The following is a 24078-nucleotide window of genomic DNA, read 5'->3' on the forward strand; positions in this document are numbered from 1 at the left end:
AATCAATCCTCTAATTCTATAGGGTTATTTCTTTTCCTATTTCGTTCTTCCATATTTTCTTTTAATCTTCTTTCATCTTCTTCAGAAAACCTAACACTACCTTCAGGAAGTCCACCATATATATCTGTCCTGTAGCGGTGAAGGAAATCCTCAAAATCTTTTTTTGTTATTATAGAATAATTCCTAAAATAATCTTCCGGAATTTTTATTTTACTGCCTACTTCAATTAATTTAAAATGATGGGTTTTTTTGGGGTCATAAATTTCTACGATTAATCCGGGTAATCCTTTGAATTTATAAGGTCCTGAAGATATCGGTATTTCTGGTGTAAACCAAGCAATATACTTTCTGCCTTTAAATGTGGTGGCCGCTTTTTGAACAGTATAATCCATATAGGGCTTTTGTTCATTCTCAATTTTCCATACAATTTCAGGGTTCTGTTCATAATACTGGAACTTGTAGGTGATGTAATCCTGAAATATCTCAAGAGAATCATTTTTCAGATTAGCGTGTATGGCATACTCCAATCGAGGCTTAGGGTTGTTTATAAGATCTAATCCGCTTACCATAATTTGTTCTTGGTTCCCAAAATAAAACAAATTAGCTTCTAATGTATAAACGCTATGAAAAATAGATTTTTCTCCTTTTACTTCTAAAAGCATAACGTCTTCCCCCGAATGGTTTACGTCTGTTGAATCTAATTGAAAATAATAGGAATATATGAAAGACTCACTTTTTTGTGCAGAAATTGAGATAGGAATTAAAAATGTAAACAAAACGTATTTAAGCATAATATAATATTAATATTAAAAGCCTCAAGATTTTAAAATAATTATGTGGCTTTTAAATAGGTTCTTATTTATTGTGGTGCAAAAGGGCAATGTTTTTTCTCTGCTGCTAAAGTCGCTGCAATTATCTCTGGAGTAGTATAACCACATACTTCAACAGTTACTCCACAAGATAAATTTGCAGGTATACAAACTTCTTCATTTTCAGCAATAACAGCATTTTTCTCCATTTCATTTCCTGCCATAGCAAAAGTTCCGAGTAGCCCAAAGCCACATAGTAAAATCAATTTTTTTCATTTGATAAAAAATTTAAATTTAACAATAATTTGAGTGAAGTGAAATTTTAAGTTGGCGCCTGTTAAATTTTATCTTCTGCCTAAAAATGAAAAAAAAAAAATGAAACGACAAAATTTTACGAATTGAAAAATCTGACTTTGTTTAAAAATACCAAGATTTTCGTATAAAAGTTTTAATATGAAATCAACTCTAATCGATATAGGTAACTTTAAAATTCAAACCTGAAACTTTTTGCCTATCGTCAGACAGGTAAACAAAAATCCTTTGTACCTTTGCATCTCAAAAATCAGTTTAAAAACAACAAAATAAATACGTTATGCCAAAAGGAATTTATCAGGTACCCTTTGTAGCCAATGAAGAAGTGAAATCTTATGCGCCGGGCACGCCCGAGCGTGAAGAATTGCTTGCTACCTATAAAAAGATGTGCAAACAACAAATTGAAGTTCCCCAATATATAGGAAGTAAAATCGTAAAGTCAGGAGATAAAAGGCCAATTACTCCGCCGCATGACCATCAGCACATCGTAGGTTATTTCCACAAAGGAACCCAAAAAGATGTGAAAGATGCGATTGATGCTGCTTTGAAAGCCCGAAAAAACTGGGCCGATATGTCTTGGGAAAACCGTGCTGCCATTTTCCTGAAAGCCGCTGATTTATTGGCCGGACCTTATCGCGCAAGAATCAATGCCGCGACGATGATCGGTCAATCCAAAAACGCTTTTCAAGCAGAAATCGACTCTGCTTGTGAGTTGATTGATTTCTTACGTTTCAACGTAGAATTCATGACACAGATTTATGCCGACCAACCAATATCTTCGGAAGGAGTTTGGAACCGTGTGGAATATCGTCCGTTGGAAGGATTTACTTTTGCCATTACACCGTTTAACTTTACAGCTATTTCCGGAAACCTTCCGGCTTCTATGGCTTTGATGGGAAATGTGGTGGTTTGGAAACCATCTGACAAACAGATTTATTCGGCAGAAGTTATAATGGAAGTTTTCAGAGAAGCAGGTTTGCCTGATGGCGTTATCAATATGGTATTGACTGGAGGTGCTGAAACTGCCAAAACCGTAATTGAACACCCGGATTTTGCCGGATTGCATTTCACAGGTTCTACTGCCGTTTTCAAATCTCTTTGGAAACAAATCGGTGATAATATTGATACACATAAAACTTATCCGCGAATTGTTGGTGAAACCGGAGGAAAAGACTTCGTGGTAGCACATAAATCAGCCGATGCACAGGAGGTTGCGACAGCATTGGTTCGAGGTGCTTTTGAATACCAAGGACAGAAATGTTCGGCTGCTTCAAGAGCTTATATTTCAAAATCTTTATGGCCAAAAGTGGAAAAAGAAATGAAAAAGGCATTGGATACCATCACGATGGGGTCGCCTGAAGATTTTTCCAACTTTGTAACGGCTGTGATTGACGAGAAATCATTTGATAAATGTAAAGGTTATATCGACCGTGCAAAAAAATCCAAAAAAGCCGAAATTATTTTCGGAGGAAAATGCGACAAAAAAGTCGGATATTTTGTGGAGCCAACCGTGATTTTGGCTTCAGACCCACATTATGAAAGTATGGTGGAAGAAATCTTCGGCCCAATCTTGACGGTTTATGTATTCGAAGATAAAAACTGGGAAAAAACTTTGGAATTGGTAGATACAACTTCTGATTATGCATTGACCGGAGCCATCTTTGCCAAAGACCGTTATGTGTTGAGTCAAGGAATCAAAGCACTGGAAAATGCTGCTGGGAATTTCTATATCAACGACAAACCAACGGGAGCCGTTGTAGGTCAACAACCGTTTGGTGGAGCGAGAGGCTCGGGAACCAATGATAAAGCCGGTTCTGCGATGAACTTATTGCGATGGGTTTCCGTTCGTACTGTAAAAGAAACTTTTGTTCCGGCAAAAGATTATCGATACCCGTTTTTAGCAAAAGACTAACAAATAATACAACCTGTCAGGTTTCTGAAACCTGACAGGTTTTTTTATAATGAGTTCCAAAACCGCCATCAGGACTTCCGTTTTCAGCATCGTCGGCAATATTTTCTTTGCCGTTGTCAAATTTATTGCCGGTGTTTTGGGAAATTCCTATGCTTTGATTGCTGATGCGATCGAATCCACTGCCGATGTTTTTTCGTCGGTTTTAGTCTGGGTCGGACTCAAATATTCCACAAGACCGGCCGATGAAAATCATCCTTATGGGCACGGTCGTTTTGAAACTTTGTCCACTTTTGCGGTCATCGGATTTTTGGTAGTTTCTGCCACGGTGATCGCCTACGAAAGCATTCAGAATATCAAAACACCGCACGAGGGACCCAAAGTTTTCACGCTTTATGTTCTGGGCGGAATTATTCTATTCAAGGAACTTTCCTTTCAATACGTCATCCGAAAAAGCAAACAGACCAATAGTTCTTCGTTGAAAGCCGATGCCTGGCACCATCGAAGCGATGCAATTACTTCGGTGATGGCTTTTATCGGGATTTCCTTTGCGATTTTTCTTGGCGAAGGATACGAAGCAGCGGATGATGTGGCGGCGCTTTTGGCTTCGGGAATTATCATTTTCAACGCCTATAAAATCTTCAAACCAGTGTTGAGTGAGATTTCAGATGAACAGATTTACGATGATTTGATCCGGAAAATCCGCGAAATTTCACTGACCGTTCCGGGTGTAATTGACACCGAAAAATGTCATGTTAGAAAGATGGGAATGGATTATTATGTGGATTTGCACATGATTGTAGAGGGGAATATTTCAGTGATTGAAGGTCACAAAATCGCCCACGACTTAAAAGATGAAATCCAACGAAAAATTCCACAAGTCGCCGATGTTTTGGTTCATACCGAACCGGATCGGGTAGAGGTGTATTAGGGTTTTGAGAACTCTGAATTTAAAGGTTCATAAACCTGATTTCAGGTTGGTGGTTATTAAGAATTTTTCTCACTACGAATTTATCTTCTTTGATTTCAAAAAATATAAACCAAGTAGTGGTGTTATTGGCTTTGTGAAAAGTATAATAACTTCCATAACTTACTAATTCTGATGGAGATATTTTGTGGGGAGTGTCAGGTAAATCTCTCAGAAGAAAGTCTAAAATTTTGTCGACATAATTCAGTGAAGCATCTAAAAAACCAAAATATTCTTCTTCAAAAAGTTTAAAAATTAAACCGTCAAAATAATCCATTACGGATTTTTCAATGATTACTTTTTCCAATCCCAAGATTTTATGCGTTTATGAATTTCTTGTCTGAATTCCTCTACTGTATAGCCTTCAGAGAACGCCTTATCGAAATCAAAATATTTTTGCTCGTTCCGGTTTAGAATTTCTTCAATCTCATCCAAAACAGCCGGGTTTTCCACATTGGCAAGCCTTTTTTGTAACAATGATTTTTTTTCCTGAATTTCCATAACCAAATGATTTATAACAAATATACGTATTTACTGTTTTGTTTTTAATTTGAAATTCACGCAACACAATTTCTTCTAAACAAAAAATCCGCCATAAAGACGGATTTATATCTAATAATTTATTTGTCTAAAACAATTCCGGAAATTCATTTGGTTTTGCTTCTCTAAACAATTCATAAACCTTTTCCACAATGTCATCCACCGATGGTTTGGAGAAATAATCCCCGTCGGTAGCATAAGCCGGACGGTGTGGTTTGGCTGTAATGGTCAGTGGCTTACTATCCAAATGATGATAACCGTCTTGTTCTTCCAGAATTTGTTGCAAAATAAAAGCCGAAGCACTTCCCGGAACATCTTCGTCAATCACGACCAGTCGATTGGTCTTTTTCAGACTTTCCACGATTTCGTGTTTGATGTCAAACGGCAATAAAGACTGAATATCGATTACTTCCGCATCAATTCCCAATTGGGCCAGTTCTTTGGCGGCTTCCGTTACGATGCGCCAAGTGGAACCATAAGTCACCAAAGTCACATCAGAACCTTCTTTGGTGATTTCCACCTCACCGATTGGCGTAGTGAATTCGCCTAAATTCGTCGGCATTTTTTCTTTCAATCGGTATCCGTTCAGGCTTTCCACTACGATGGCCGGTTCGTCACATTGTAACAAAGTGTTGTAGAATCCGGCGGCTTTGGTCAAATCTCTCGGAACCAAAACGTAAATTCCCCGTACCAGATTCAGGATTCCACCCATTGGAGAGCCGGCATGCCAGATTCCTTCCAAACGGTGTCCGCGCGTACGGATGATGACCGGTGCTTTTTGTCCGCCTTTGGTGCGGTATTGAACAGTTGCCAGATCGTCAGACATCAATTGTAAAGCATATAAAACATAGTCCAGATATTGGATTTCCGCAATTGGACGCAGTCCGCGCATTGCCATTCCGATTCCTTGTCCCAAAATCGTAGCTTCGCGAATTCCGGTGTCGGCCACTTTGCTTTCACCATATTTTTCCTGAAGTCCTTCCAAACCTTGGTTTACGTCTCCTATGTTTCCGGCGTCTTCACCAAAAACCAAGACATTTGAATATTTCTGAAAGATTTTGTCAAAATTATCCCGCAAAACAACACGTCCGTCTTCCAGTTGATCTGAAAACTCCGGATTTACCTTTTCTACATGGGTCGCGCTCCATTGCGACTGACTGTGTAAATGAGACGAATAAATATCTTCTTCAATTTTCATTCGCTCGTCATACCAATTTTTTAATTCGGTTTTAGAAGAATTGGTTTCGCCACGTGTCAGTCGGAATGCCTTTCTGATAGCACTGTAAATATCCTTTTTGAAAGGTGTTTGTTTGGCTTTTAATGAATTGATTTCGGTTTCGATGAAAGATTTGTTTGAACTTTCATTGGCCAATTTCTCTAAAAGTTCAATTGCCGTATTTTTCAAAGAAATCACGGGATTCAGATAGTCCTCCCAAGCTTGTTTTTGCGCTTCTTTGACTTCTTTTTTTGCTTCAGCTTCGAGTGCTTCTAATTCTTCGGCCGTTGCGATTTTTTCCTCGCCTGCATCAAAATTCAGAATCCATTCTTTGAATTTCACAATTCCATCAAATTCTTTTTCCCAGTCCAAACGTTCTTCTGATTTGTATCGTTCGTGCGAACCTGAAGTAGAGTGCCCTTGTGGTTGGGTGCATTCTCTGACGTGAACGATGCAAGGAATATGTTCTTCTCTTGCTAATTTTTCGGCACGTTGATAGGCATCAATCAAAGCCGGATAATCCCATGCTTTAACGGTGATGATTTCATATCCACGTTGTTCACCATCTCTTTGAAATCCGCAAAGAAGTTCACTCAAATTGGATTTGGTACGTTGGTATTTGGCGGGAACCGAAATTCCGTAGCCGTCATCCCAGATGGAAATAATCATTGGGACTTGTAAAACACCGGCAGCGTTGATGGTTTCCCAGAATGGGCCTTCGGAAGTGCTGGCATCACCAATGGTTCCGAAAGCGATTTCGTTTCCGCTCAATGAGAAATTATTTTCAGTATCCGCTTCGGGATGATTTCTATAAAATTTAGAAGCTTGAGCAAGTCCCAGCAAACGAGGCATTTGTCCTGAAGTAGGAGAGATGTCTGCGCTCGAATTTTTTTGTTCGGTTAATTTTTTCCAGGAACCATCTTCATTGAGGGAGCGGGTTGCGAAGTGCGATGTCATCTGACGACCGCCCGAAGCAGGTTCTTTTTCCAGATTGGTATTGGAATATAATTGAGCAAAAAATTCTTCAATTTTTAATTGTCCGATTGCAAACATAAACGTCTGGTCGCGATAGTATCCGGAACGGAAATCTCCGTTTTTAAATACATGTGCCATAGCAATTTGGGGTAATTCCTTACCATCTCCGAAAATTCCAAATTTGGCTTTTCCCGTAAGAACTTCCCTTCTGCCCAAAAGACTTGTTTCGCGTGAGAGTAATGCGGTTTTATAATCTTTAAGTAGCCGGGATCTGAACTCTTGAAATGAAAGCCTGTTTTCTGATTTTGTTTGCATATCTATAAAGTTGTGCACAAAAATACTAAATATGATTGAAAAAGAAATTTTGAAAAATAGATGCTTCAAATGATAATTTTTAACGGCATTGAGTTTTGTAAGTTCAAAACTTTTAATACCTTTACACTACTTAAAAACAATTTAAAAAAGAATTATATGAAAAAAATCTATTTTTTGGCCATGTCATTAGTAATTGGCTTTTCCGCAAATGCGCAATTAACAGAAGATTTTGAAACTTATCCATTAGGATCATATTTTGGAGGTCATTGGACTAACTGGTCAGGTACTAGTGGTGCTGAAAATTTGATTGTTTCGAATGATGTAGCTAGTTCTGGAGTTCAGTCCGGGTTCATTGGAAATGATGAAATTCAAGATCCGATTTTGGATGTAGGGATGAAAACATCAGGATTATGGACATATAGCATGGATATTTATATTGATTTTGGAGCTTCAGGATATTTCAACGCCCAGCATGATTTGGCTAGTTTAGGAACAACAGGTAACTGGGCTTATCAGTGTTATATAGGTATTGACCCTACCCAAACGGATACACCACCACTTCCAGGAATGTTCTCTTTTACTACAGCAGGTACAGCTTATCAATTTCCTTATAACGAGGAAGAATGGTTCAATATAGCTTTGGAGCATGATATTGATAATGATATCGTTAGAGTTTATATGAATGGAGAATTGTTGTCATTTGGGACAGGATCTGATTTGCCTTTTGGTGATGATCCTATTTACCAAGGCAAATTGAACGGTTTTAACTACTATTCTGCAAGTGCCGGAAACTCTATGTATTTTGATAATATCAAATTTTATGAAGGTCCTCTAGGGGTTTCTGATGTTTCGGGTGCTACAATTTCTGTTTACCCTACAGTAGTTAAAGACAACGTAAACATTTCAGCTAAATCAAACATTACGAACATCGCTGTATTTAATACTGCAGGTCAGCAAGTATTGAAATCAAGCCCTAACAGTGCTACTACTCAGGTAAACATGAGCGCACTTCCATCAGGTGTTTACATCGTGAAAATCCAGGCTGGAAAAGAAACTTTAACTAAGAAAGTTGTTGTTAAATAATTAGTATTTACTCATCTAAATATAGAATGCCCTGTTCTTCAGGGCATTTTTATTTTGTGTAAATTGAAAAATTTACTAAAAGCATTTGTGAAAGATAAAATGAATTCCTACATTTGCAACCCGAATTTTCATTCAGAAATATATAAATTATTAAAAATCAATACAGTGGATACGTTGAGTTATAAAACAATATCGGCTAACAAAGAAACCGCACAAAAGGAGTGGATTCAGGTAGATGCTGCCGGCCTAAGTTTAGGTAGATTGGCATCAGGAGTTGCTAAATTGGCAAGAGGGAAACACAAAACAAGTTTTACCCCGCATGCTGATTGTGGAGATTACGTGGTGGTATTAAATGCCGATAAAATTCAGTTGACCGGAAAAAAATGGGACGAGAAATTATACATCCGTCACACAGGTTACCCAGGAGGACAGAGAAGTTTGACGGCTCAACAATTATTTGACAAAGACCCTATCCGTTTGATTGAAAAGGCGGTAAAAGGAATGCTTCCAAAAAACAAATTGGGTGCGCAGATTTTGTCAAATGTATATGTTTACTCAGGAGAGGAGCATCCACATCAAGGTCAGAAACCAAAATCAATAGACATTAACGCATATTTATAATTATGGCAATCGTTCACAAAATTGGCCGAAGAAAAACTTCTGTTGCAAGAGTTTATTTGCAGGAAGGAAACGGCGAAATCTACATCAATGGCCGTGAGTTGAAAGATTATTTCACTACCGGTGTTTTACAATATAAAGTAGAACAGCCATTGGCAATTACCGGAACAAAAGGAAAATACAACGTTGACGTAAAAGTATTCGGTGGTGGTATCACAGGACAGGCAGAAGCCATTCGTCTAGGTATCTCAAGAGCACTTTGCGATGTTGACGCTGAATTCAGATTACAATTAAAACCAGAAGGATTACTGACTCGTGATCCACGTATGGTTGAACGTAAAAAATTCGGTCAGAAGAAAGCACGTAAGAGATTCCAATTCTCTAAACGTTAATATTTTAAAATTAATTCAAACCATTTTCCGGTTGGTTTAGCATCTAAATGTTTTTGGCGCGATAATCTCAACCACTCAAACATTGCTTGCTGATTAGGCGGAACGTAAACTAAAAACAAAGAAAATGGCAAAAGCAAATGTAAAAGAATTGTTGGAAGCCGGAGTACACTTCGGTCACCTGACAAGAAAATGGAATCCAAATATGGCTCCTTATATCTTTATGGAGAAAAACGGAATCCACATCATCGACCTTCACAAAACTGCAGTGAAATTGGAAGAAGCTTCCAATGCTTTGGGTAAAATTGCTTCCTCAGGGCGTAAAATCCTTTTCGTAGCGACCAAAAAACAAGCAAAAGAAGTTGTTGCAAAACATGCAGAATCTGTAGGAATGCCTTACATCACTGAACGATGGATGGGAGGTATGCTTACAAACTTCGTTACAATCCGTAAGGCGGTGAAGAAAATGAACTCTATCGACCGTATGAAAAAAGACGGAACATTTGAAACACTTTCCAAAAAAGAAAGACTTCAGGTTGACCGTCAGAGAGCAAAACTTGAAAAAGATTTGGGTTCAATTGCAGATATGACACGTATTCCGTCTGCGGTTTTCATCGTTGATACTGTAAGAGAGCACATTGCTATTGCGGAAGCTCAAAAATTAGGAATTCCGATTTTTGCAATGGTTGATACCAATACAGATCCGCGTGAAGTTGATTATGCAATTCCTGCAAACGACGACGCTTCAAAATCGGTAGATATCATCTTGCAGCATGTAACAGATTCCATCAAAGAAGGATTGTCTGCCAGAAAAGCTGAAAAGGATAAAGGCAAAGACGAGCCAAAAGCAGAACTTGAAGGAGCTGATGCTCAACAAGCGGAAGAATCGAACAAAGCTGAATAAAGTTCTAAGATGATTTATCATCAGAATTAATCATAAATTAATGTAGTTCTTTCGCTTATGGAAGAACTACTTTTTATTTTTAGAATTCAATATTAACCATAAAATAAATTAAACGATGTATAAAGCGACTGCCGCAGAAGTAAGTAAACTTCGAAATGCAACCGGAGCCGGAATGATGGACTCCAAAAAGGCTTTGGAAGAAGCAGGTGGAGATTTTGACAAAGCAATCGAAATCCTTCGTAAAAAAGGACAAAAAGTAGCTGCAAACCGTGCTGACAGAGAAAGTACGGAAGGGGCTGTGATCGCAAAAGTTAATGCAGATAACACAAAAGGTGTAATCATTTCATTGAACTGTGAAACAGACTTCGTTGCAAAAAATGAAGACTTCATCGCTTTGGCCCAGAAATTAGCTGATATGGCGTTGGGATACGAAGACAAAGAAGAATTCCTGAAGGCAGATATCGACGGAATCAGCGTTTCTGAAAAGATGACGGAACAAACTGGGGTAATCGGAGAGAAAATCGAAATCGGTACTTTCCAAACTCTGTCAGGTCCATTTGTAAACGCATATATACACGCAGGTAATAAAATCGGAGCAGTTGTAACCCTTTCAGCCAAAGTTGACGGAGCTGAAGAAGTAGCAAGAGAAATAGCAATGCAGGTTGCAGCTATGAATCCTGTAGCTTTAAATGAAAACGAAGTTTCTTCTGATATCGTTGAAAAAGAATTGGAAATTGCAAAAGATCAGTTGCGTCAGGAGGGTAAACCTGAAAATATGATTGAGAACATCGCAAAAGGAAAATTGCAAAAATTCTTCAAAGAAAACACTTTGGTTCACCAACCATTTATCAAAGAAGCAAAAATTTCAGTTGCAGAACATGTAAAATCAGTAAATCCAGACTTGGAAGTTATTGGCTATGCTCGTTACAGCTTGTAATTATTTCAACATATAATAGAAAGTGCAGTGCTTTTAGTGCTGCATTTTTTATTTATTAAAATTAATTTGGTACAGATATTGGAAATTAGAAAATTATAATCTAATTTTGTACGAATAGAGATGAAACGAATTCTACTTTTATTGTTTTTAAGCTTTTCCGCCTTGAATGTGTACGCACAATCCAAGGACGGAATATCTATTTCCAATTCGGTAGATGATAAAAAATTAACAATTTCTCCCAATCCTGCTGTTTCCGATATTAAAATCACGATTCAGGGAAGCTTGGCAGACGTTAAAGCTGTTTCAATCTATAGCATCATAGGAAGTGAAGTTTTCACGCAGTCTTACAATTCTCCTTCCAAAGCGATTGATCTTAATGTGCGAAACCTGAAAAAAGGAAAGTACATGGTTCGTGTTATCTTTGATGACAACACTTCTGAAGTTGCCACTCTAATCAAGCAATAATTTTTAAATCACTCTGAATTAATAGATATGTCAGTTTCGGCCTACATATTAAATGCATTTACTCATTCCTTTAGTTCAGAAAGGATTGTTTTGCTGGCGCACGACAAAGCCTTTATTATATAAGTCTCTCGTTAAGCAAACGAGGGAAATCAATATTTTTTACCCGTAGTTTTACATTCCATCGGAATGTAAATTTTATTTTACGTATAACCCTAAATTATTTAAAATGAACAATTTAAAACCCATCATATTACTTTCAGAATACCAAGCACTTCGTGATCTGATTAAAAGAAACCCAAAAGAAGGACATCAGCTTTCAGAAGAACTAGATCGTGCCATCGTAATCAAAGAAGAAGAATTGAACAAGAAAATCATTCGCGTGGGTTCTGAAGTTGAATTCGAAGTGGTCAAAACCAAAAATAAAATGAAAATTCAATTGGTTTTACCGGAAGAATCAAATCTCAAAGTCCAGAAAATTTCCATTTTCGCACCCTTGGGAACTGCTTTAATTGGATTCTCTGAAAACGACGAAGTGGAGTGGGAAATGCCAGGCGGCAAAATGACTTTGAAAATTTTAAAAGTTTCAAATGAACATTTAGTCGAATAGATCTAAATCCAATAAGTTTATACTTGTTACCCTGAGCTTGTCGAAGGGCTATTTATAATTCACCACCGCTTCAATAAAAGCACGCGCATTCTCAACTGGAACATTTGGTAAAATTCCGTGTCCCAGGTTTGCGATGTATTTTGACGGCCCGAATCCATCAATCATTTCCTTTACCATTTGCTGAATGGTTTCGGGCGGAGAAAGCAATCTTGACGGATCAAAATTCCCCTGCAACGTGATTTTGTTTTGCGTAAGCGCCCTTGCAGTTTGAGGTGTTACTGTCCAGTCCACACCGAGTGCAGAAGCTTTGGATTGCGTCATTTTTTCAAGTGCAAACCAGCAACCTTTGGCAAAAACGATGACCGGTGCTTTTTCTGCTACGGCATTGACAATTTGCTCAATGTAAGGCCAGGAAAACTCATCATAATCTTTGGGTGAAAGCATTCCGCCCCAACTATCAAAAACCTGAATTACATTACAACCTTGCTCCACTTTTTTCAGCAAATAAGCAATGGTCGTATCGGTGATTTTTTGTAAAAGTTCATGGGCAGCAACAGGATGCTGAAAACAAAAACTTTTGGCAACGTCAAATGCTTTCGATCCTTTTCCCTCTACAGCATAGCACAAAATCGTCCAGGGGGAGCCTGCAAAACCAAACAATGGGATTTCGTTGTGCAATTCGTTTTTCGTAAGCTTAATCGCTTCAAAAACATAACCCAATGTTTCGTCCACATCCGGAACCTGAATGTTTCGGACCTGTTCAGGTGTACGAATTGGATTTTCCAACCAGGGACCCACATTGTGTTTCATCTCGAAATCCATTCCCATCGCTTGCGGAATAACCAAAATATCTGAAAATAAAATAGCGGCATCCAGCGGAAATCTTCTGATGGGTTGAACCGTGATTTCTGCTGCCAGTTCAGGGGTTTGACAACGGGTGAAAAAGTCATATTTATCACGCAAAGCAATGAATTCCGGTAAATAGCGGCCGGCTTGGCGCATCATCCAGACAGGTGGTCTTTGCAGTTCTTCTCCTTGCAATGCTCTCAGCAATAAATCATTTTTCGGTGTCATATTTTATAATTGTATAATGTATATTGTAAATCAGTATTTACTATTTACGATGTGATATAGTATTCGTTTATTTTCTTTACAACCTTTTCCAATAAAGGAATTTCAGCCGTTTTAATCCTATTTTTTGTATGCTTTTTAATCTCTTCCGTGGTCGTATTTCCAATGCTGAAGATGACCGAATTTACGGGAATCGTATTATTGGAAAAAAAGGTTTTCACCGCCAAAGGACTAAAGAAAGCAAAACCATCAAAATGATTTGAATCAATCTCTGAGGGATTCGGAATGGAATCATAACAAATGATTTCATTCAGAGAATGTCCGTTTGGAACGAGTTTTTCAAACAATGTTTCCCGGCGATGGTTCCCGCAAAAGAAATTCCAACTTTGAGGTTCCTCATTTTTCAGAATATATTCGGCCAATTCCGAAGCATAATTTTCAAAATGAATCACCTTAAATCCGGATTCTTCTAATTTCCCGGCTGTGTTTTTTCCAACGACATAAAATTCGCCATCCAACTTTAAATCCTCAATTGCTTTGACCGAATTTTGACTGGAAACAATAAATTTATGGGTGTTTGGATTGATTTTGGGTGTAAATTTTTCCTTCGAATAAATTTCAATTCTCAAAGCAGGGAGAATTTCAAAATCCAGATTTTCGGCCAGACTTTTTTTCAGTTGGTTGACGTCTAATTCTTTTGTGAAAAGGATTTTCCTCAATTTTGAATTTGTTTTTTGATTTCTTTGATCAATTCTCCGGCACCTTTTGTCAGACATTTTTCCGCCAATTCTTTTCCTTTGTTTTCAAAAGCTGAAGTTGAAAAATTTTCTTCAATCGAAATCTTTTGCTTTCCGTCCAAAGACAAAATAGAACCTTTAAAATTTACAGATCCATCCGTGATTTCGGCATACGCTCCAATCGGAGCCGTACATCCGCCTTCCAGCACATTTAAAAATTGACGTTCGATGGTTGCAGCTATTTTTGAATTTTCATCGGAAATATCCGGCATTTCAAACTCCGATTTCGAAGTAATTCCTACGATTCCTTGTGAAGGTGCAGGAATCATCCAGTCCAAAATTTGGTATTTCAATCCTTTTGCCTTCAGTTCATTTAGAATTTCACTTCGGTCCAATCCGGCATAAGCGAAAATCGCTCCATCCCAGTCAGAATCGACCAATTTATGAATTCTCAATTGTACATTTCCCCGTAAATCCACCACGGAATCCTGTGGAAATTTATTCAGCCAAAATGAAGTTCTGCGTAAACTTCCGGTTGCGATGGTTCTTTTTTCTTTTTCAAAAATTCCGTCCGATTTATAAACCAAAATATCATTCGGATTTCCACGTTTCATAAATCCTTTGAGCTCGATTCCGTCCGGAAGTAAAGTCGGAACGTCTTTCAAACTGTGAACAGCAATGTCAATCTGATTATTGAGAAGCGCAATGTCGAGCGAACGGGTAAAAACACCGGTAATCCCAAGCTGATAAATGGGTTGTTTCAGATTTAAATCACCTTCAGAAGAAATGGGAATGATTTCAGTCGAAATATCTTTTTCATTTAATTTTCTTTGTACCCATTCTGCCTGCCACATAGCGAGCGGACTTTTTCGTGTACCAATTCTGATGGGTTTCATTATGAATCCGTTTTTAACCTGAAAATTTCTTCCATCATGGCAATGGTTTCATCCGCATTTTCACGGTTTTCCAACAAATAAGAGGCGAATTGATTGGTCAGATTTTGAACTAATTTCTGAGCAACCTCCGTTTCTGTTCCGTTTATTTTTGGATTTTTCTTTTGGAGGTTTTTTAATTCAAATTCCTGTAAAAACTCCAATCGTTCTTTAAAAGATTGAATCACAGGAACATATTCGCGTGTTTTGAGCCATTCGTCAAATTCGGTTTTGCATTCGGAAATGATTTCCAAAGCTTTTGGAACTGAATTTTTTCTCGAATCCAGCGTGTCATCTACCATTTTGGAAAGTCCGTCTACATTGATCAGCTGAATATTTTCTCTTGAACCCAATGTGTGCGCCACGTTTTCCGGCACCGATAAATCAATGATGGTCATTTCCTTGTCAAACGGAATCATTTCCTCTGTGACCGTAGGTTGTTCCGCTCCGGTAGCGACAATCAAAATGTCTGTAGATTTCAGAACATCTTTCAGTTCAGAAAAATCTTTAACCAGAACGTCATATTTTTCGGTCATCAATTCCGCCTTTTCTTTGGTTCGGTTGATGAGCGTAATATGGTCATTTTGAGTGTGTTTAACTAAATTCGTGCAAGTATTTCGTCCAATTTTACCGATTCCGTACAGCAGAATGTTCTTTTGTGAAATTTCTGACTGCGTTGCCAAAATATAGTGAACAGCCGCAAAAGAAACCGACGCAGCACCATTGCTGAGCGTGGTTTGGGTCTTTACTTTTTTACTGATCTGAATGGCGGTATTGATCAGTCTTTCCAGAAATGCACCGGAAGAATCGTGTTTTTTAAAGCGTTTGAACCAGGTTTTGATTTGTCCGATGATTTCGAAATCTCCTAAAATCTGACTTTTCAATCCGGCTGAAACCTTGAACAAATGGTCAATCGCTTCTTCATTTTTCTGAATTGAAACCACAGATTTCATTTCTTCGAGCGAACCATTTGTATGTTCACAATAGAGTTCCATCATCGTTTCTGCACTGTCTGCAAATCCATAAAACTCAGAACGGTTACAAGTAGAAACCACAAAAAAGTTGTCTATTCCCAATGTTTTGGCTTCTTCTGAAAAAGGTTCGACTGATTCCGGGAAAAACGTAAATTTACCACGGGTTTCTGCATCTGCTTTTTCATAGCTGACACCAATTGCATAAAAATCCTTTTGTGAATTGTGCTTCATCATAAAATTCAACACACAAAAATAAAGGGCTTTGCTTAGTTAAAGTAACGCTCGATTGTGAAAAATACCTCTATTTGGCGAAATCGGGTTTTTTAGATTAATTCTAAACAAATGAAATGAATTTTGATAGGAAAGCTAATTCTGTAAAGCTTTTTGTATTTTTGTAAGTAATTAATTCAGAAGTAATTTATGGATAACAGACTGGAAAATACCTATAAAAGTAAGGTGAGCGAATATTGGCCGGACGAAGGCGTCTATGTTGCTTATGTGGACAATCATACTGCGTTTACCGATACTTTGACACGGAAAATCGATCAAAGGTTCATTCAGTTTTATTTTTGTACCAAAGGTGGGATGACTTTTCATTTTAACAATGGTAATTATAAAATAGGGCTGAACGATGGTTTGAGTTTTCTGATTTATAATCCCACCATGGAATTGCCGCTGAACCTGAGTCTGAATGCGGACTCCAAAGTTTGTATGGTCTTTGTCTCAGTGGAGAAATTGCACCATCTGTTTTCCAGCCATAACATTCGCGCAGAATTTCTGACCAGCAGTAAATCTCCCGGGAAATATTACAATCAGCAGGCATTTTCGACTACGGTTCGAATGGTTTTAAATCAAATTGAAAATCATAACCTTTCTTCTCATTTTGAAAATCTTTATGTTTTGGGGAAAGTTTATGAGTTATTCACGCTTTATTTTTCCGAATCTGAAGCCAATCAAAAAGAAAATTGTCCTTTTTTGGACAATGAAAAAGATGCGCGGAAACTCAAAGAAGCCAAAGATATTTTATTGGAAAGATTGGACAATCCGCCGGTTTTAAAAGAACTTTCAGAGATTTCGGGTTTGACGGAATATAAGCTGAAAGAAGGTTTCAAACAGGTTTATGGTACGACTGTTTATGGTTTTGTACTCGATAAAAAATTGGAAGTAGCTCGAGAAAAACTGGAAAAAGGAGAGCTTCAGGTAAAAGACATTGCCTTTGAAATCGGATATGAAAATCCATCCCATTTTATCGCTGCATTTAAAAAGAAATATGGAATTACACCCAAACAGTTTGCCAAGCAGGTTTAACAACCTTCTGAAAAAGAAAGTGTAATCTTATAAATTTTATCATTTCTAAGGTAGAAATAAAGAGCAGTTCCGGCTTCATAGTCATTTAGTTGAAAAACCCGCTCGGTAGTTGAATACTTTTCTGATTTATCGTCCCATAAACGCCAAATCGAAATATTGTAATTTTTGTAAGCCTTCCATAAATCCTCAAGGCTGCTTCCTACACCTATATTTGAAAGGGTTTTAACGGATGCTGATTGAGTTGAAATTTCGAAAAGTTGAATTTTCATTTGATTATTTTCATCAGAATATTCCGAAAAATTCAAAAGAAATTCACTGCCTTTGTGCGTTACTTTTGTCGAATAAAACCATTCTTCCAATTTTTTTGAAAGATCAAGTTTTTGACCCAATGCATTCTCAATATCTGCCAAACTAGATTGTAAACGGATTTCGTTCATACGTGTGGTAGAAATTTGTCCAAATGAATATTGGATCAACAGAAAAAAAATCAATAGAAATATTTTCTTCATAATTTTAGGATTTAAGTCCGGAAACGAAATTGATATTCCGTTTCAGACCCTCAAATTTAGTTCTTTTAACAGGAGATTTTTGAAAAATTTTTCGGAAAACATCTTCGGTGATTTCTTGCCAATCTGATTTGGAATAAGTCAATAATTCTTCTTTCGGATGAAATTTTTCTTCGTTATGTGGCAATGAAAAGCGATTCCAAGGACAAACATCCTGACAGACATCACAACCAAAAATCCAATCATCAAACTTTCCGGTCATTTCAGATGGGATTTCATCTTTTAATTCAATGGTGAAATAGGAAATGCATTTACTCCCGTCAATTTTTTTATCGGGAAGAATGGCTTCCGTAGGGCAGGAATCAATGCATTTGGTGCAGGAACCACAATGGTCAGTAGGAGTTGGGATGTTATAATCCAACTCTATATCCAGAATTAATTCGGACAAAAAGAAAAATGAACCTTTTTGTTTGGAAAGGGTTAAACTGTTTTTTCCTACCCAGCCGATTCCGGCTTTTTGAGCCCATGCATGCTCTAAAACAGGTGCTGAATCGACAAAAGCACGGCCATTTACTTCACCGATTTCTTCTTGAATAAAATCCAAAAGTTCTTTTAATTTGTCTTTTACAACAAAGTGATAATCAATTCCATAGGCGTATTTGGCAATTTTGTATGAATCCTGTCTCTGAATCTTTTCGGGGTAATAATTATAGCTCAGCGAAATCACCGATTTGGCTCCTTCCACGAGCAACCTCGGGTCCAAACGCATATCAAAATGATTTTCCATATAAGACATTTTGCCGTTGCGATTTTCTTTTAAATAGGCTTCTAATCGTGGTGCTTCGTCTTCCAGAAAATCTGCCCTGGCGATTCCACAATCCAGAAAACCCAATTCCAACGCACGTTTTTTAATTCGTTCTGCATTCGATTTTGGCTGAATTGACTTTGTTAAAAATTCCACAAAACTGTCTTATAATTATGCAAAGGTAGAAATATAGGATTAAAAAATATCGTTATAGCCTAAATCGAATTCTGATTGAAAAATTAGATGATAACAGTTAAACCAAAAACTAGAAAAATGAAAAATTTGAAATTTTTGATCTTACCTCTTCTGCTAATGGGATTTCTAAACCTTTCGTGTAATAACGATGACGATTCTTCTGACAATAATGTCGATGTAATTGTAGGGAAATGGAAAGTCACTGATGTATTTATGGGCGGAGTAAGTGTTTTTGACCAAGTTTCTGAAATTGCCTATTGTCCCTTGCAAAATGAATATAATTTTATGAATGATTATTCTTTACGAGTGGACACATTTGTAGAGGGGATTGTACCGGACGAATGTCTTCCGGGAGAAGCTGAAACAGGTTCCTGGTCAAAAAACGATGATGTTTACACAGTTACTTTTGACAACTCAGGCGAAAGCAATAGTTCAACCGCTAACTTCCAAAGCAACAATAAATTCACGACCGAAACCACCTTTGAAGGTCAGAATGTTGTGTTGGAATTCACGCGACAATAATTAAAAATTAATCCAGATTTTGTAATCGGATTAAGTTGGTGTAGATTCCATTTCTATCCAGGAGTTCGGCATGCGAGCCGGACTCTTTTATTTTGCCTTCTTCCATCACGATGATTTTATCTGCATTGACAATGGTCGAAAGGCGATGCGCAATGATAATCGAAGTCCGATTGGCCATCATATTGTCAAGCGCGTCCTGAACTAACTTTTCGGATTGCGTATCGAGCGCAGAAGTGGCTTCGTCCAAAACCATAATCGGCGGATTTTTGTAAACGGCTCTTGCAATGCTCAGTCTTTGTTTTTGTCCGCCCGATAATTTACCGCCGCTTTCACCTACCGATTCATCGTATTTTTGCGGTAATTTCTCGATGAACTCTTCTGCATTGGCAATTTTAGAAGCCGAACTCACTTTTTCAACGGAAGGATTTTCATCACCCAAAGCAATATTGTTATAAACCGAATCATTGAACAAAATGCTGTCTTGGGTTACCAGTCCAAATAATTTTCTGTATTCTTTTAATTTTATATCGCGAATGTCGATTCCATCAATCAGAATTCTTCCTTCGCGCACATCATAAAACCTCGTTACCAGATTGGCAATGGTGGATTTTCCACTTCCAGAAGGTCCAACCAATGCAACATTTTCTCCTTTTTTGATAATGAGATTGAAATCTTTGATGACATTTTTATCGTCGTATCCGAAACTCACATTCTGAAATTCAATTTTCTCTTTGAATTCCGGGAAATCAATGGCGTTTTCATTGTCTTTGATCAAAACCTGAGTATCCAGAAGTTCAAATATCCGATCGGCAGAAACCTGTCCTTTCTGAATGTCGGAAAGTGAGCGCGAAAAACGTTTAATCGGATCAAGTAAAGTATAAAAAATTCCGATGTAAAAAATGAATTCCGAACCTTTTAATCCGTTTCCTTCCAAACTTAATTTTCCGCCGAAAAATACAATCATCCCGATGGTGATTGCGCCAAGAAATTCGCTCGTAGGCGAAGCTAATGCACGTTTTTTCATTACTTTTTGAAGTAGTTTCCGGTAGCGATTGATCGAAGCATCAAATCTTTTGGTAATTTGCCCATCGGCATTGAAAATCTTGATAATTTTGAGTGAATTCAGGGTTTCGTCCACATAAGACATGATATTTCCCAATTCTACTTGCGCTTTTCCGGCATCGCGTTTCAGACTTTTTCCGATTAATGAAATTAAAGTTCCCATAATCGGGAAAACAATCAACGCAAACAATGTCAGTTGAAAACTTGCTATAAATAAGGAAGTTACAAATACGATAATCATAATAGGACTGCGTATAATTTCCACCAATCCGTTCAAGATATTTCCTTCCACTTCGCCCACGTCACTTGAAATCCGGACGAGCATATCGCCTTTTTTCTTTTCAGTAAAATAAGAAACAGGAAGTGCCAGAATTTTATTGTGAATATCCACTCGGAAATCTCTTGAAACACCTGAACGCAAATCAATCAGGAAAAATTCAGACATATAGCTGAAAATATTTCGGAAGAAAAAAAGGATGATAAAAGCAATACAAGAAATCAAAAGAATTTTAATCGGACCGCTTTCATCGGCCATTTCTTGCATATAAAAAGCCGAATAATCCGAAGCGAAATCTTTCAACTCCAGAATTTTACCCGAATAAACAGGTTTTTCTGTAATCGGTTCTGATTTTTCATCGAAAAGAATGTTCAGAATCGGCATCATAAAAGCGAGTGCCAGAACATTGAAAATCGCATACATAAAATTGCATACAATGGCAATGAAAAAAGACGAACGATAAGGTTTGGTATATTGAATTGCTCTTTTTAACAAGCTCATTAACGGTCAAATTTGAACAAAGGTAATAAATCGAATCCCGAAATTCGAATTTCAACACCTGTAAATCTTGAAACTTTAAACTATTAGAATTAACTTCGCAATATGATGAAAATTGGAATTCTTGGCGGTGGACAATTGGGTTATATGTTTTTACAAAACGCATTGCAATATCCTTACGAAATTCATATTCTGGATCCTTCGGCCAATGCGCCCTGTTCCAAGCATGCACATCATTTTGTTCAGGGAGATTTTGCTGATTATCAGACGGTGCTTGATTTTGGAAAAGATCTGGATGCCATCGGGATTGAGATCGAACACGTAAATGTGGATGCGCTTCGCGAACTGAAAGCGCAAGGAAAAAGGATAGTTCCCGACCCCGAAGCTTTGGCGATTATTCAGGATAAATCGGTTCAGAAAGCATTTTATGTGAACAATGATATTCCGACTGCGCCATATTTTGAACTGGATGACTGGAAAGAATTGATTTGTGTAGTAACCGAATTTCCCGTTTTTCAAAAAGCCAAAAAAGGTGGATATGACGGTCGTGGCGTGCAGTTTTTGCAATCCCGAAACGAAACCGAGAAAATTTTAAGAGTTCCTTCCATTTATGAAACACCAGCTGATTTAGACAAAGAAATTGCGGTGGTTGTCGTAGCGGACGGCAGGGGAAATCTTGTGAATTATCCGGTGGTGGAACTGGCTTTTAATCAGGAATACAATCAGTTGGACTATTTATTAATGCCTTCGGAATTGAGTGAAACGAAAGCGAAAGAAGCAGAAGAAATCGCCAGAAAAGTAGTTGAAAAATTGAATTCGCCCGGCGTTTTTGCGGTGGAAATGTTTCTGAACAAAGACGGGTCTATTTGGGTGAACGAAACGGCTTGTCGTGTGCACAACAGCGGACATTCCACGATTGAAGCTGCGCAAAGTTCGCAATTTGATCAGATGCTTAGAGTTTTGGCAGATTTGCCATTGGGAAGTACCGAATTATTTTCCACTTCGGCGATGGTAAATTTGATTGGCGCTGAAGGCGAATCCGGAGTGGCCGAAATTGAAAATCTCGATGAGATATTGAAAATTCCGGGTGTTTATTTGCATTGGTACGCTAAGGAAGAAACCCGTCCCGGAAGAAAAATGGGACATATTACATTGGTCGGAAATGATTTAAGCAAACTGAAATCAAACATTGACAAAGTAAATAAAACCGTTCGGGTAAAATCGGCAGGCAATAAAATCTAAGTTAACAGCCAATTTTAAACATTGAACTTTAAACTTTAAACAAAATTATGGTAGGAATCATCATGGGAAGCGACAGTGATTTGCCAATTATGAAACAGGCAGCTGAAATTTTGGACGAATTTGGAATCGACTATGAACTGACGATCGTTTCGGCTCATCGTACGCCCGAGCGTATGTTTCAGTATGCAAAATCTGCAAAGGAACGTGGACTGAAAGTGATCATTGCAGGCGCAGGCGGTGCAGCTCATTTGCCCGGAATGGTGGCTTCCTTGACCTCGGTTCCTGTAATCGGTGTTCCGATTAAATCTTCCAATTCCATCGATGGCTGGGATTCTATTCTTTCGATTTTACAGATGCCAAACGGAATTCCGGTAGCAACAGTTGCTTTGAATGCAGCCAAAAATGCGGGAATTCTTGCCGGAAAAATGATTGGAAGTTTTGATGAAGAAATTTCGAATCGATTAATTGAATACCAGCAAAATTTAACCAAATCAGTTGAAGAGAAAATTGAAAAGGTCAAATGGGAATTCAAAAATGAGTTTGACCGGCATCAAGAGGAGTAAAAAGTCTATCTTTAGAGATTGAACTCAATTTAGCTTAACTTTAATAGAATTTCCCTAACCTATCCTAACCTAGAAAAAGCTGTTCATTCAGTGTATTGGCTATGTTATCGGTTATTGAATCATATTTTTCTGTATTGATGTTATTTGGAGCTTCTCAAGCTATACTTAGCATCTGTTTGTTGTTGAAAGAAAAGCAAAAGCCTTTTTCCAACAATATTTTGGCTCTGCTTGTTTTTTCATGGGGATTTTCATGTTATTGGTTTTTTGCATTCATTGCCCAGAAGCCTTTTTTTAGTGTTACGGTAACTACTTTTATTGGTCCTATGTTGGCTTTGACTTTATTTCCGCCTGTATTTCTCTATGCGAAATATATGTTTCATGACTATCCAAAATTCCAGAAATCAGATCATCTCCATTTTTTACCGATTTACGTATACATCCTTTTTACCCTTTATTTATACGCAATCAATGATTTTTCAATTGAAGAAATGCGGAACCATGAGTTATACAAATGGCGAAAAATAATATGTGCTTATTTGGCTACGCTCCAAGGTCCTTTTTATTTTATCAAAACCAATCAATTACTGAAGTTAAGAGAAAGATCTCTGAAAGAAGAATATTCAGATATTGAAAGCCGTCAATTGGAATGGTTTAAAAAGATCAACATCAGTTTTGCAGTGGTTTTTATCATAGGAGGAATTTCAACTTTGATGAGAAGTTCTTTTTTGAATCCTTACCTTTTATACATGGGTTACCATGCGGTAATTGCCATCAGTTTATTTTATATAACGCTTATCATATATAAATATCCGGCAATTTTTAGAAAGAATGAAAATGTTTTAGGATTGTCACAAAATGTAGCTGTTTTAAATGTTCAGGAAGAAATTGTTTCCCAAGTTAAACCAGATGCTTTGGAAGGAAATGAAGATTTGAAAGAAAAAGAAATCATAACAAAAATTGAAAAGGTGATGAAAGAAAAAAAATTATACAGAAATCCGAATTTAAGTTTAAATGATTTGGCTTCGGCAATTTCTGAAAGTAGAAACGCCATCTCTTCAGCACTCAACAAAAATTTAAATAAGACATTTTATAACTATATAAACGAGTTCCGAATCGAGGAGAGTAAGACGTTTTTATCAGATGAAAACATGCAGCATTTTTCAATCGAAGGAATTGCCACACAATCCGGTTTTAAGTCCATGTCTGTATTTTACAAATTCTTTAAAGATATTGAAAGAGTCACACCATCTGTTTATAGAAAACAGTTTTTAAAGAATTAATTAATTGTAAATCAATAAAATGATTATTATACATATTCGTTTGGGACGAAACGGAGTTGT

Annotated in this window: 26 protein-coding genes; 14 read left to right on the top strand and 12 right to left on the bottom strand. The window is 37.4% G+C overall.

The annotated features are described in order from the left end of the window. Positions 1-2 precede the first annotated feature (2 nt). Both WBF63_RS01740 and WBF63_RS01745 read right to left on the bottom strand, forming a co-directional pair. The gene (locus WBF63_RS01740; RefSeq protein WP_424367969.1) at positions 3-791 is read right to left on the bottom strand and encodes a GLPGLI family protein; all 789 of its coding nucleotides are present in this window, start codon (positions 789-791) and stop codon (positions 3-5) included. Between the two features lie 68 nt (positions 792-859). Next, positions 860-1033: a hypothetical protein gene (locus WBF63_RS01745; RefSeq protein ID WP_424367970.1), complete on the bottom strand. Its 174-nt coding sequence runs from the start codon at positions 1031-1033 to the stop codon at positions 860-862. A 368-nt stretch (positions 1034-1401) separates the two neighbouring features. On the opposite strand from WBF63_RS01745, the gene pruA reads away from it, so the two are divergent. Further along, entirely contained in the window at positions 1402-3033 is a 1632-nt protein-coding gene (gene pruA, locus WBF63_RS01750) for an L-glutamate gamma-semialdehyde dehydrogenase (RefSeq protein ID WP_424367971.1), read from the top strand. Positions 3034-3082: 49 nt separating this feature from the next. Further along, positions 3083-3961: a cation diffusion facilitator family transporter gene (locus WBF63_RS01755; RefSeq protein WP_424367972.1), complete on the top strand. Its 879-nt coding sequence runs from the start codon at positions 3083-3085 to the stop codon at positions 3959-3961. Positions 3962-3980: 19 nt separating this feature from the next. On the opposite strand, the gene WBF63_RS01760 is transcribed toward WBF63_RS01755, so the two are convergent. From WBF63_RS01760 to WBF63_RS01770, 3 genes are all read right to left on the bottom strand, one after another. After that, on the bottom strand, positions 3981-4304 hold the full coding sequence (locus WBF63_RS01760; RefSeq protein ID WP_424367973.1) for a hypothetical protein: 324 nt from the start codon (positions 4302-4304) through the stop codon (positions 3981-3983). After that, positions 4292-4498, bottom strand: a complete 207-nt coding sequence (locus tag WBF63_RS01765) for a hypothetical protein (protein WP_424367974.1) — start codon at positions 4496-4498, stop codon at positions 4292-4294. Before WBF63_RS01765 ends, WBF63_RS01760 begins: the two co-directional genes overlap by 13 nt. Before the next feature lie 127 nt (positions 4499-4625). Continuing rightward, a complete protein-coding gene (locus WBF63_RS01770; protein ID WP_424367975.1) occupies positions 4626-7043 on the bottom strand; it encodes an alpha-ketoacid dehydrogenase subunit alpha/beta in 2418 nt (805 codons plus the stop codon). Between the two features lie 156 nt (positions 7044-7199). Here WBF63_RS01770 and WBF63_RS01775 point away from each other — a divergent pair, with 156 nt between their 5' ends. The 7 genes from WBF63_RS01775 (at position 7200) to WBF63_RS01805 (ending at position 12046) form a co-directional block, all read left to right on the top strand. After that, entirely contained in the window at positions 7200-8126 is a 927-nt protein-coding gene (locus WBF63_RS01775) for a T9SS type A sorting domain-containing protein (RefSeq protein WP_424367976.1), read from the top strand. A gap of 165 nt (positions 8127-8291) precedes the next feature. Further along, complete coding sequence (gene rplM / locus WBF63_RS01780; RefSeq protein WP_424368057.1) at positions 8292-8747, top strand: 50S ribosomal protein L13; 456 nt, start codon at positions 8292-8294, stop codon at positions 8745-8747. Positions 8748-8749: 2 nt separating this feature from the next. Then, positions 8750-9136 carry a 30S ribosomal protein S9 gene (gene rpsI, locus WBF63_RS01785; RefSeq protein WP_424367977.1) on the top strand — a complete coding sequence of 129 codons (387 nt, stop codon included), beginning with the start codon at positions 8750-8752 and terminating at the stop codon, positions 9134-9136. Between the two features lie 124 nt (positions 9137-9260). Further along, positions 9261-10037, top strand: a complete 777-nt coding sequence (rpsB, locus tag WBF63_RS01790) for a 30S ribosomal protein S2 (RefSeq protein ID WP_424367978.1) — start codon at positions 9261-9263, stop codon at positions 10035-10037. 115 nt (positions 10038-10152) lie between these two features. Next, positions 10153-10974 (top strand): translation elongation factor Ts, encoded by an 822-nt coding sequence (tsf, locus tag WBF63_RS01795; protein WP_424367979.1) that lies wholly within the window; start codon positions 10153-10155, stop codon positions 10972-10974. Positions 10975-11094: 120 nt separating this feature from the next. Beyond that, the gene (locus tag WBF63_RS01800; protein ID WP_424367980.1) at positions 11095-11439 is read left to right on the top strand and encodes a T9SS type A sorting domain-containing protein; all 345 of its coding nucleotides are present in this window, start codon (positions 11095-11097) and stop codon (positions 11437-11439) included. 226 nt (positions 11440-11665) lie between these two features. Next, on the top strand, positions 11666-12046 hold the full coding sequence (locus tag WBF63_RS01805) for a GreA/GreB family elongation factor (RefSeq protein ID WP_424367981.1): 381 nt from the start codon (positions 11666-11668) through the stop codon (positions 12044-12046). A 48-nt stretch (positions 12047-12094) separates the two neighbouring features. Here WBF63_RS01805 and hemE read toward each other — a convergent pair whose 3' ends face one another. Genes hemE through hemA form a run of 4 tightly spaced genes read right to left on the bottom strand, consistent with a single transcriptional unit; the run spans position 12095 to position 15994 of the window. Then, on the bottom strand, positions 12095-13120 hold the full coding sequence (gene hemE / locus WBF63_RS01810) for a uroporphyrinogen decarboxylase (protein WP_424367982.1): 1026 nt from the start codon (positions 13118-13120) through the stop codon (positions 12095-12097). A 44-nt stretch (positions 13121-13164) separates the two neighbouring features. Further along, positions 13165-13836 carry a uroporphyrinogen-III synthase gene (locus tag WBF63_RS01815; protein WP_424367983.1) on the bottom strand — a complete coding sequence of 224 codons (672 nt, stop codon included), beginning with the start codon at positions 13834-13836 and terminating at the stop codon, positions 13165-13167. Next, positions 13833-14750 carry a hydroxymethylbilane synthase gene (gene hemC / locus WBF63_RS01820; protein ID WP_424367984.1) on the bottom strand — a complete coding sequence of 306 codons (918 nt, stop codon included), beginning with the start codon at positions 14748-14750 and terminating at the stop codon, positions 13833-13835. The genes WBF63_RS01815 and hemC overlap by 4 nt, the downstream gene beginning before the upstream one ends. Further along, positions 14750-15994, bottom strand: a complete 1245-nt coding sequence (gene hemA, locus WBF63_RS01825) for a glutamyl-tRNA reductase (RefSeq protein ID WP_424367985.1) — start codon at positions 15992-15994, stop codon at positions 14750-14752. Before hemA ends, hemC begins: the two co-directional genes overlap by 1 nt. Before the next feature lie 186 nt (positions 15995-16180). On the opposite strand from hemA, the gene WBF63_RS01830 reads away from it, so the two are divergent. Continuing rightward, positions 16181-17068, top strand: a complete 888-nt coding sequence (locus WBF63_RS01830) for a helix-turn-helix domain-containing protein (RefSeq protein ID WP_424367986.1) — start codon at positions 16181-16183, stop codon at positions 17066-17068. On the opposite strand, the gene WBF63_RS01835 is transcribed toward WBF63_RS01830, so the two are convergent. Together WBF63_RS01835 and queG are read right to left on the bottom strand one after the other, a co-directional pair. Next, positions 17065-17577: a hypothetical protein gene (locus WBF63_RS01835; RefSeq protein ID WP_424367987.1), complete on the bottom strand. Its 513-nt coding sequence runs from the start codon at positions 17575-17577 to the stop codon at positions 17065-17067. The genes WBF63_RS01830 and WBF63_RS01835 overlap by 4 nt on opposite strands. Positions 17578-17581: 4 nt before the next feature. Next, on the bottom strand, positions 17582-18535 hold the full coding sequence (gene queG / locus WBF63_RS01840; RefSeq protein WP_424367988.1) for a tRNA epoxyqueuosine(34) reductase QueG: 954 nt from the start codon (positions 18533-18535) through the stop codon (positions 17582-17584). A 117-nt stretch (positions 18536-18652) separates the two neighbouring features. On the opposite strand from queG, the gene WBF63_RS01845 reads away from it, so the two are divergent. Beyond that, positions 18653-19096: a hypothetical protein gene (locus WBF63_RS01845; RefSeq protein ID WP_424367989.1), complete on the top strand. Its 444-nt coding sequence runs from the start codon at positions 18653-18655 to the stop codon at positions 19094-19096. 7 nt (positions 19097-19103) lie between these two features. On the opposite strand, the gene WBF63_RS01850 is transcribed toward WBF63_RS01845, so the two are convergent. After that, on the bottom strand, positions 19104-20936 hold the full coding sequence (locus WBF63_RS01850; protein ID WP_424367990.1) for an ABC transporter ATP-binding protein: 1833 nt from the start codon (positions 20934-20936) through the stop codon (positions 19104-19106). A gap of 102 nt (positions 20937-21038) precedes the next feature. Between WBF63_RS01850 and WBF63_RS01855 the strand changes: the two genes are divergently transcribed. The 3 genes from WBF63_RS01855 (at position 21039) to WBF63_RS01865 (ending at position 24018) form a co-directional block, all read left to right on the top strand. Beyond that, positions 21039-22175, top strand: a complete 1137-nt coding sequence (locus WBF63_RS01855) for a 5-(carboxyamino)imidazole ribonucleotide synthase (protein WP_424367991.1) — start codon at positions 21039-21041, stop codon at positions 22173-22175. 47 nt (positions 22176-22222) lie between these two features. Continuing rightward, positions 22223-22738: a 5-(carboxyamino)imidazole ribonucleotide mutase gene (purE, locus tag WBF63_RS01860; protein WP_424367992.1), complete on the top strand. Its 516-nt coding sequence runs from the start codon at positions 22223-22225 to the stop codon at positions 22736-22738. Between the two features lie 137 nt (positions 22739-22875). Beyond that, positions 22876-24018, top strand: a complete 1143-nt coding sequence (locus WBF63_RS01865) for a helix-turn-helix domain-containing protein (RefSeq protein ID WP_424368058.1) — start codon at positions 22876-22878, stop codon at positions 24016-24018. Positions 24019-24078: the final 60 nt, after the last annotated feature.

The organism is Moheibacter sp. (genome assembly GCF_049672845.1).
In the GTDB taxonomy this organism is placed as follows: Bacteria; Bacteroidota; Bacteroidia; order Flavobacteriales; family Weeksellaceae; genus Moheibacter.

Bases quoted from the DNA above. Each gene is read 5' to 3' on its own strand.
- WBF63_RS01740 (WP_424367969.1), bottom strand. From the start codon at position 791: ATGCTTAAATACGTTTTGTTTACATTTTTAATTCCTATCTCAATTTCT.
- WBF63_RS01745 (WP_424367970.1), bottom strand. From the start codon at position 1,033: ATGGCAGGAAATGAAATGGAGAAAAATGCTGTTATTGCTGAAAATGAA.
- pruA (WP_424367971.1), top strand. From the start codon at position 1,402: ATGCCAAAAGGAATTTATCAGGTACCCTTTGTAGCCAATGAAGAAGTG.
- WBF63_RS01755 (WP_424367972.1), top strand. From the start codon at position 3,083: ATGAGTTCCAAAACCGCCATCAGGACTTCCGTTTTCAGCATCGTCGGC.
- WBF63_RS01765 (WP_424367974.1), bottom strand. From the start codon at position 4,498: ATGGAAATTCAGGAAAAAAAATCATTGTTACAAAAAAGGCTTGCCAAT.
- WBF63_RS01770 (WP_424367975.1), bottom strand. From the start codon at position 7,043: ATGCAAACAAAATCAGAAAACAGGCTTTCATTTCAAGAGTTCAGATCC.
- WBF63_RS01775 (WP_424367976.1), top strand. From the start codon at position 7,200: ATGAAAAAAATCTATTTTTTGGCCATGTCATTAGTAATTGGCTTTTCC.
- rpsI (WP_424367977.1), top strand. From the start codon at position 8,750: ATGGCAATCGTTCACAAAATTGGCCGAAGAAAAACTTCTGTTGCAAGA.
- rpsB (WP_424367978.1), top strand. From the start codon at position 9,261: ATGGCAAAAGCAAATGTAAAAGAATTGTTGGAAGCCGGAGTACACTTC.
- tsf (WP_424367979.1), top strand. From the start codon at position 10,153: ATGTATAAAGCGACTGCCGCAGAAGTAAGTAAACTTCGAAATGCAACC.
- WBF63_RS01800 (WP_424367980.1), top strand. From the start codon at position 11,095: ATGAAACGAATTCTACTTTTATTGTTTTTAAGCTTTTCCGCCTTGAAT.
- WBF63_RS01805 (WP_424367981.1), top strand. From the start codon at position 11,666: ATGAACAATTTAAAACCCATCATATTACTTTCAGAATACCAAGCACTT.
- hemE (WP_424367982.1), bottom strand. From the start codon at position 13,120: ATGACACCGAAAAATGATTTATTGCTGAGAGCATTGCAAGGAGAAGAA.
- hemC (WP_424367984.1), bottom strand. From the start codon at position 14,750: ATGAAACCCATCAGAATTGGTACACGAAAAAGTCCGCTCGCTATGTGG.
- hemA (WP_424367985.1), bottom strand. From the start codon at position 15,994: ATGATGAAGCACAATTCACAAAAGGATTTTTATGCAATTGGTGTCAGC.
- WBF63_RS01830 (WP_424367986.1), top strand. From the start codon at position 16,181: ATGGATAACAGACTGGAAAATACCTATAAAAGTAAGGTGAGCGAATAT.
- WBF63_RS01835 (WP_424367987.1), bottom strand. From the start codon at position 17,577: ATGAAGAAAATATTTCTATTGATTTTTTTTCTGTTGATCCAATATTCA.
- WBF63_RS01845 (WP_424367989.1), top strand. From the start codon at position 18,653: ATGAAAAATTTGAAATTTTTGATCTTACCTCTTCTGCTAATGGGATTT.
- WBF63_RS01850 (WP_424367990.1), bottom strand. From the start codon at position 20,936: ATGAGCTTGTTAAAAAGAGCAATTCAATATACCAAACCTTATCGTTCG.
- WBF63_RS01855 (WP_424367991.1), top strand. From the start codon at position 21,039: ATGATGAAAATTGGAATTCTTGGCGGTGGACAATTGGGTTATATGTTT.
- purE (WP_424367992.1), top strand. From the start codon at position 22,223: ATGGTAGGAATCATCATGGGAAGCGACAGTGATTTGCCAATTATGAAA.
- WBF63_RS01865 (WP_424368058.1), top strand. From the start codon at position 22,876: ATGTTATTTGGAGCTTCTCAAGCTATACTTAGCATCTGTTTGTTGTTG.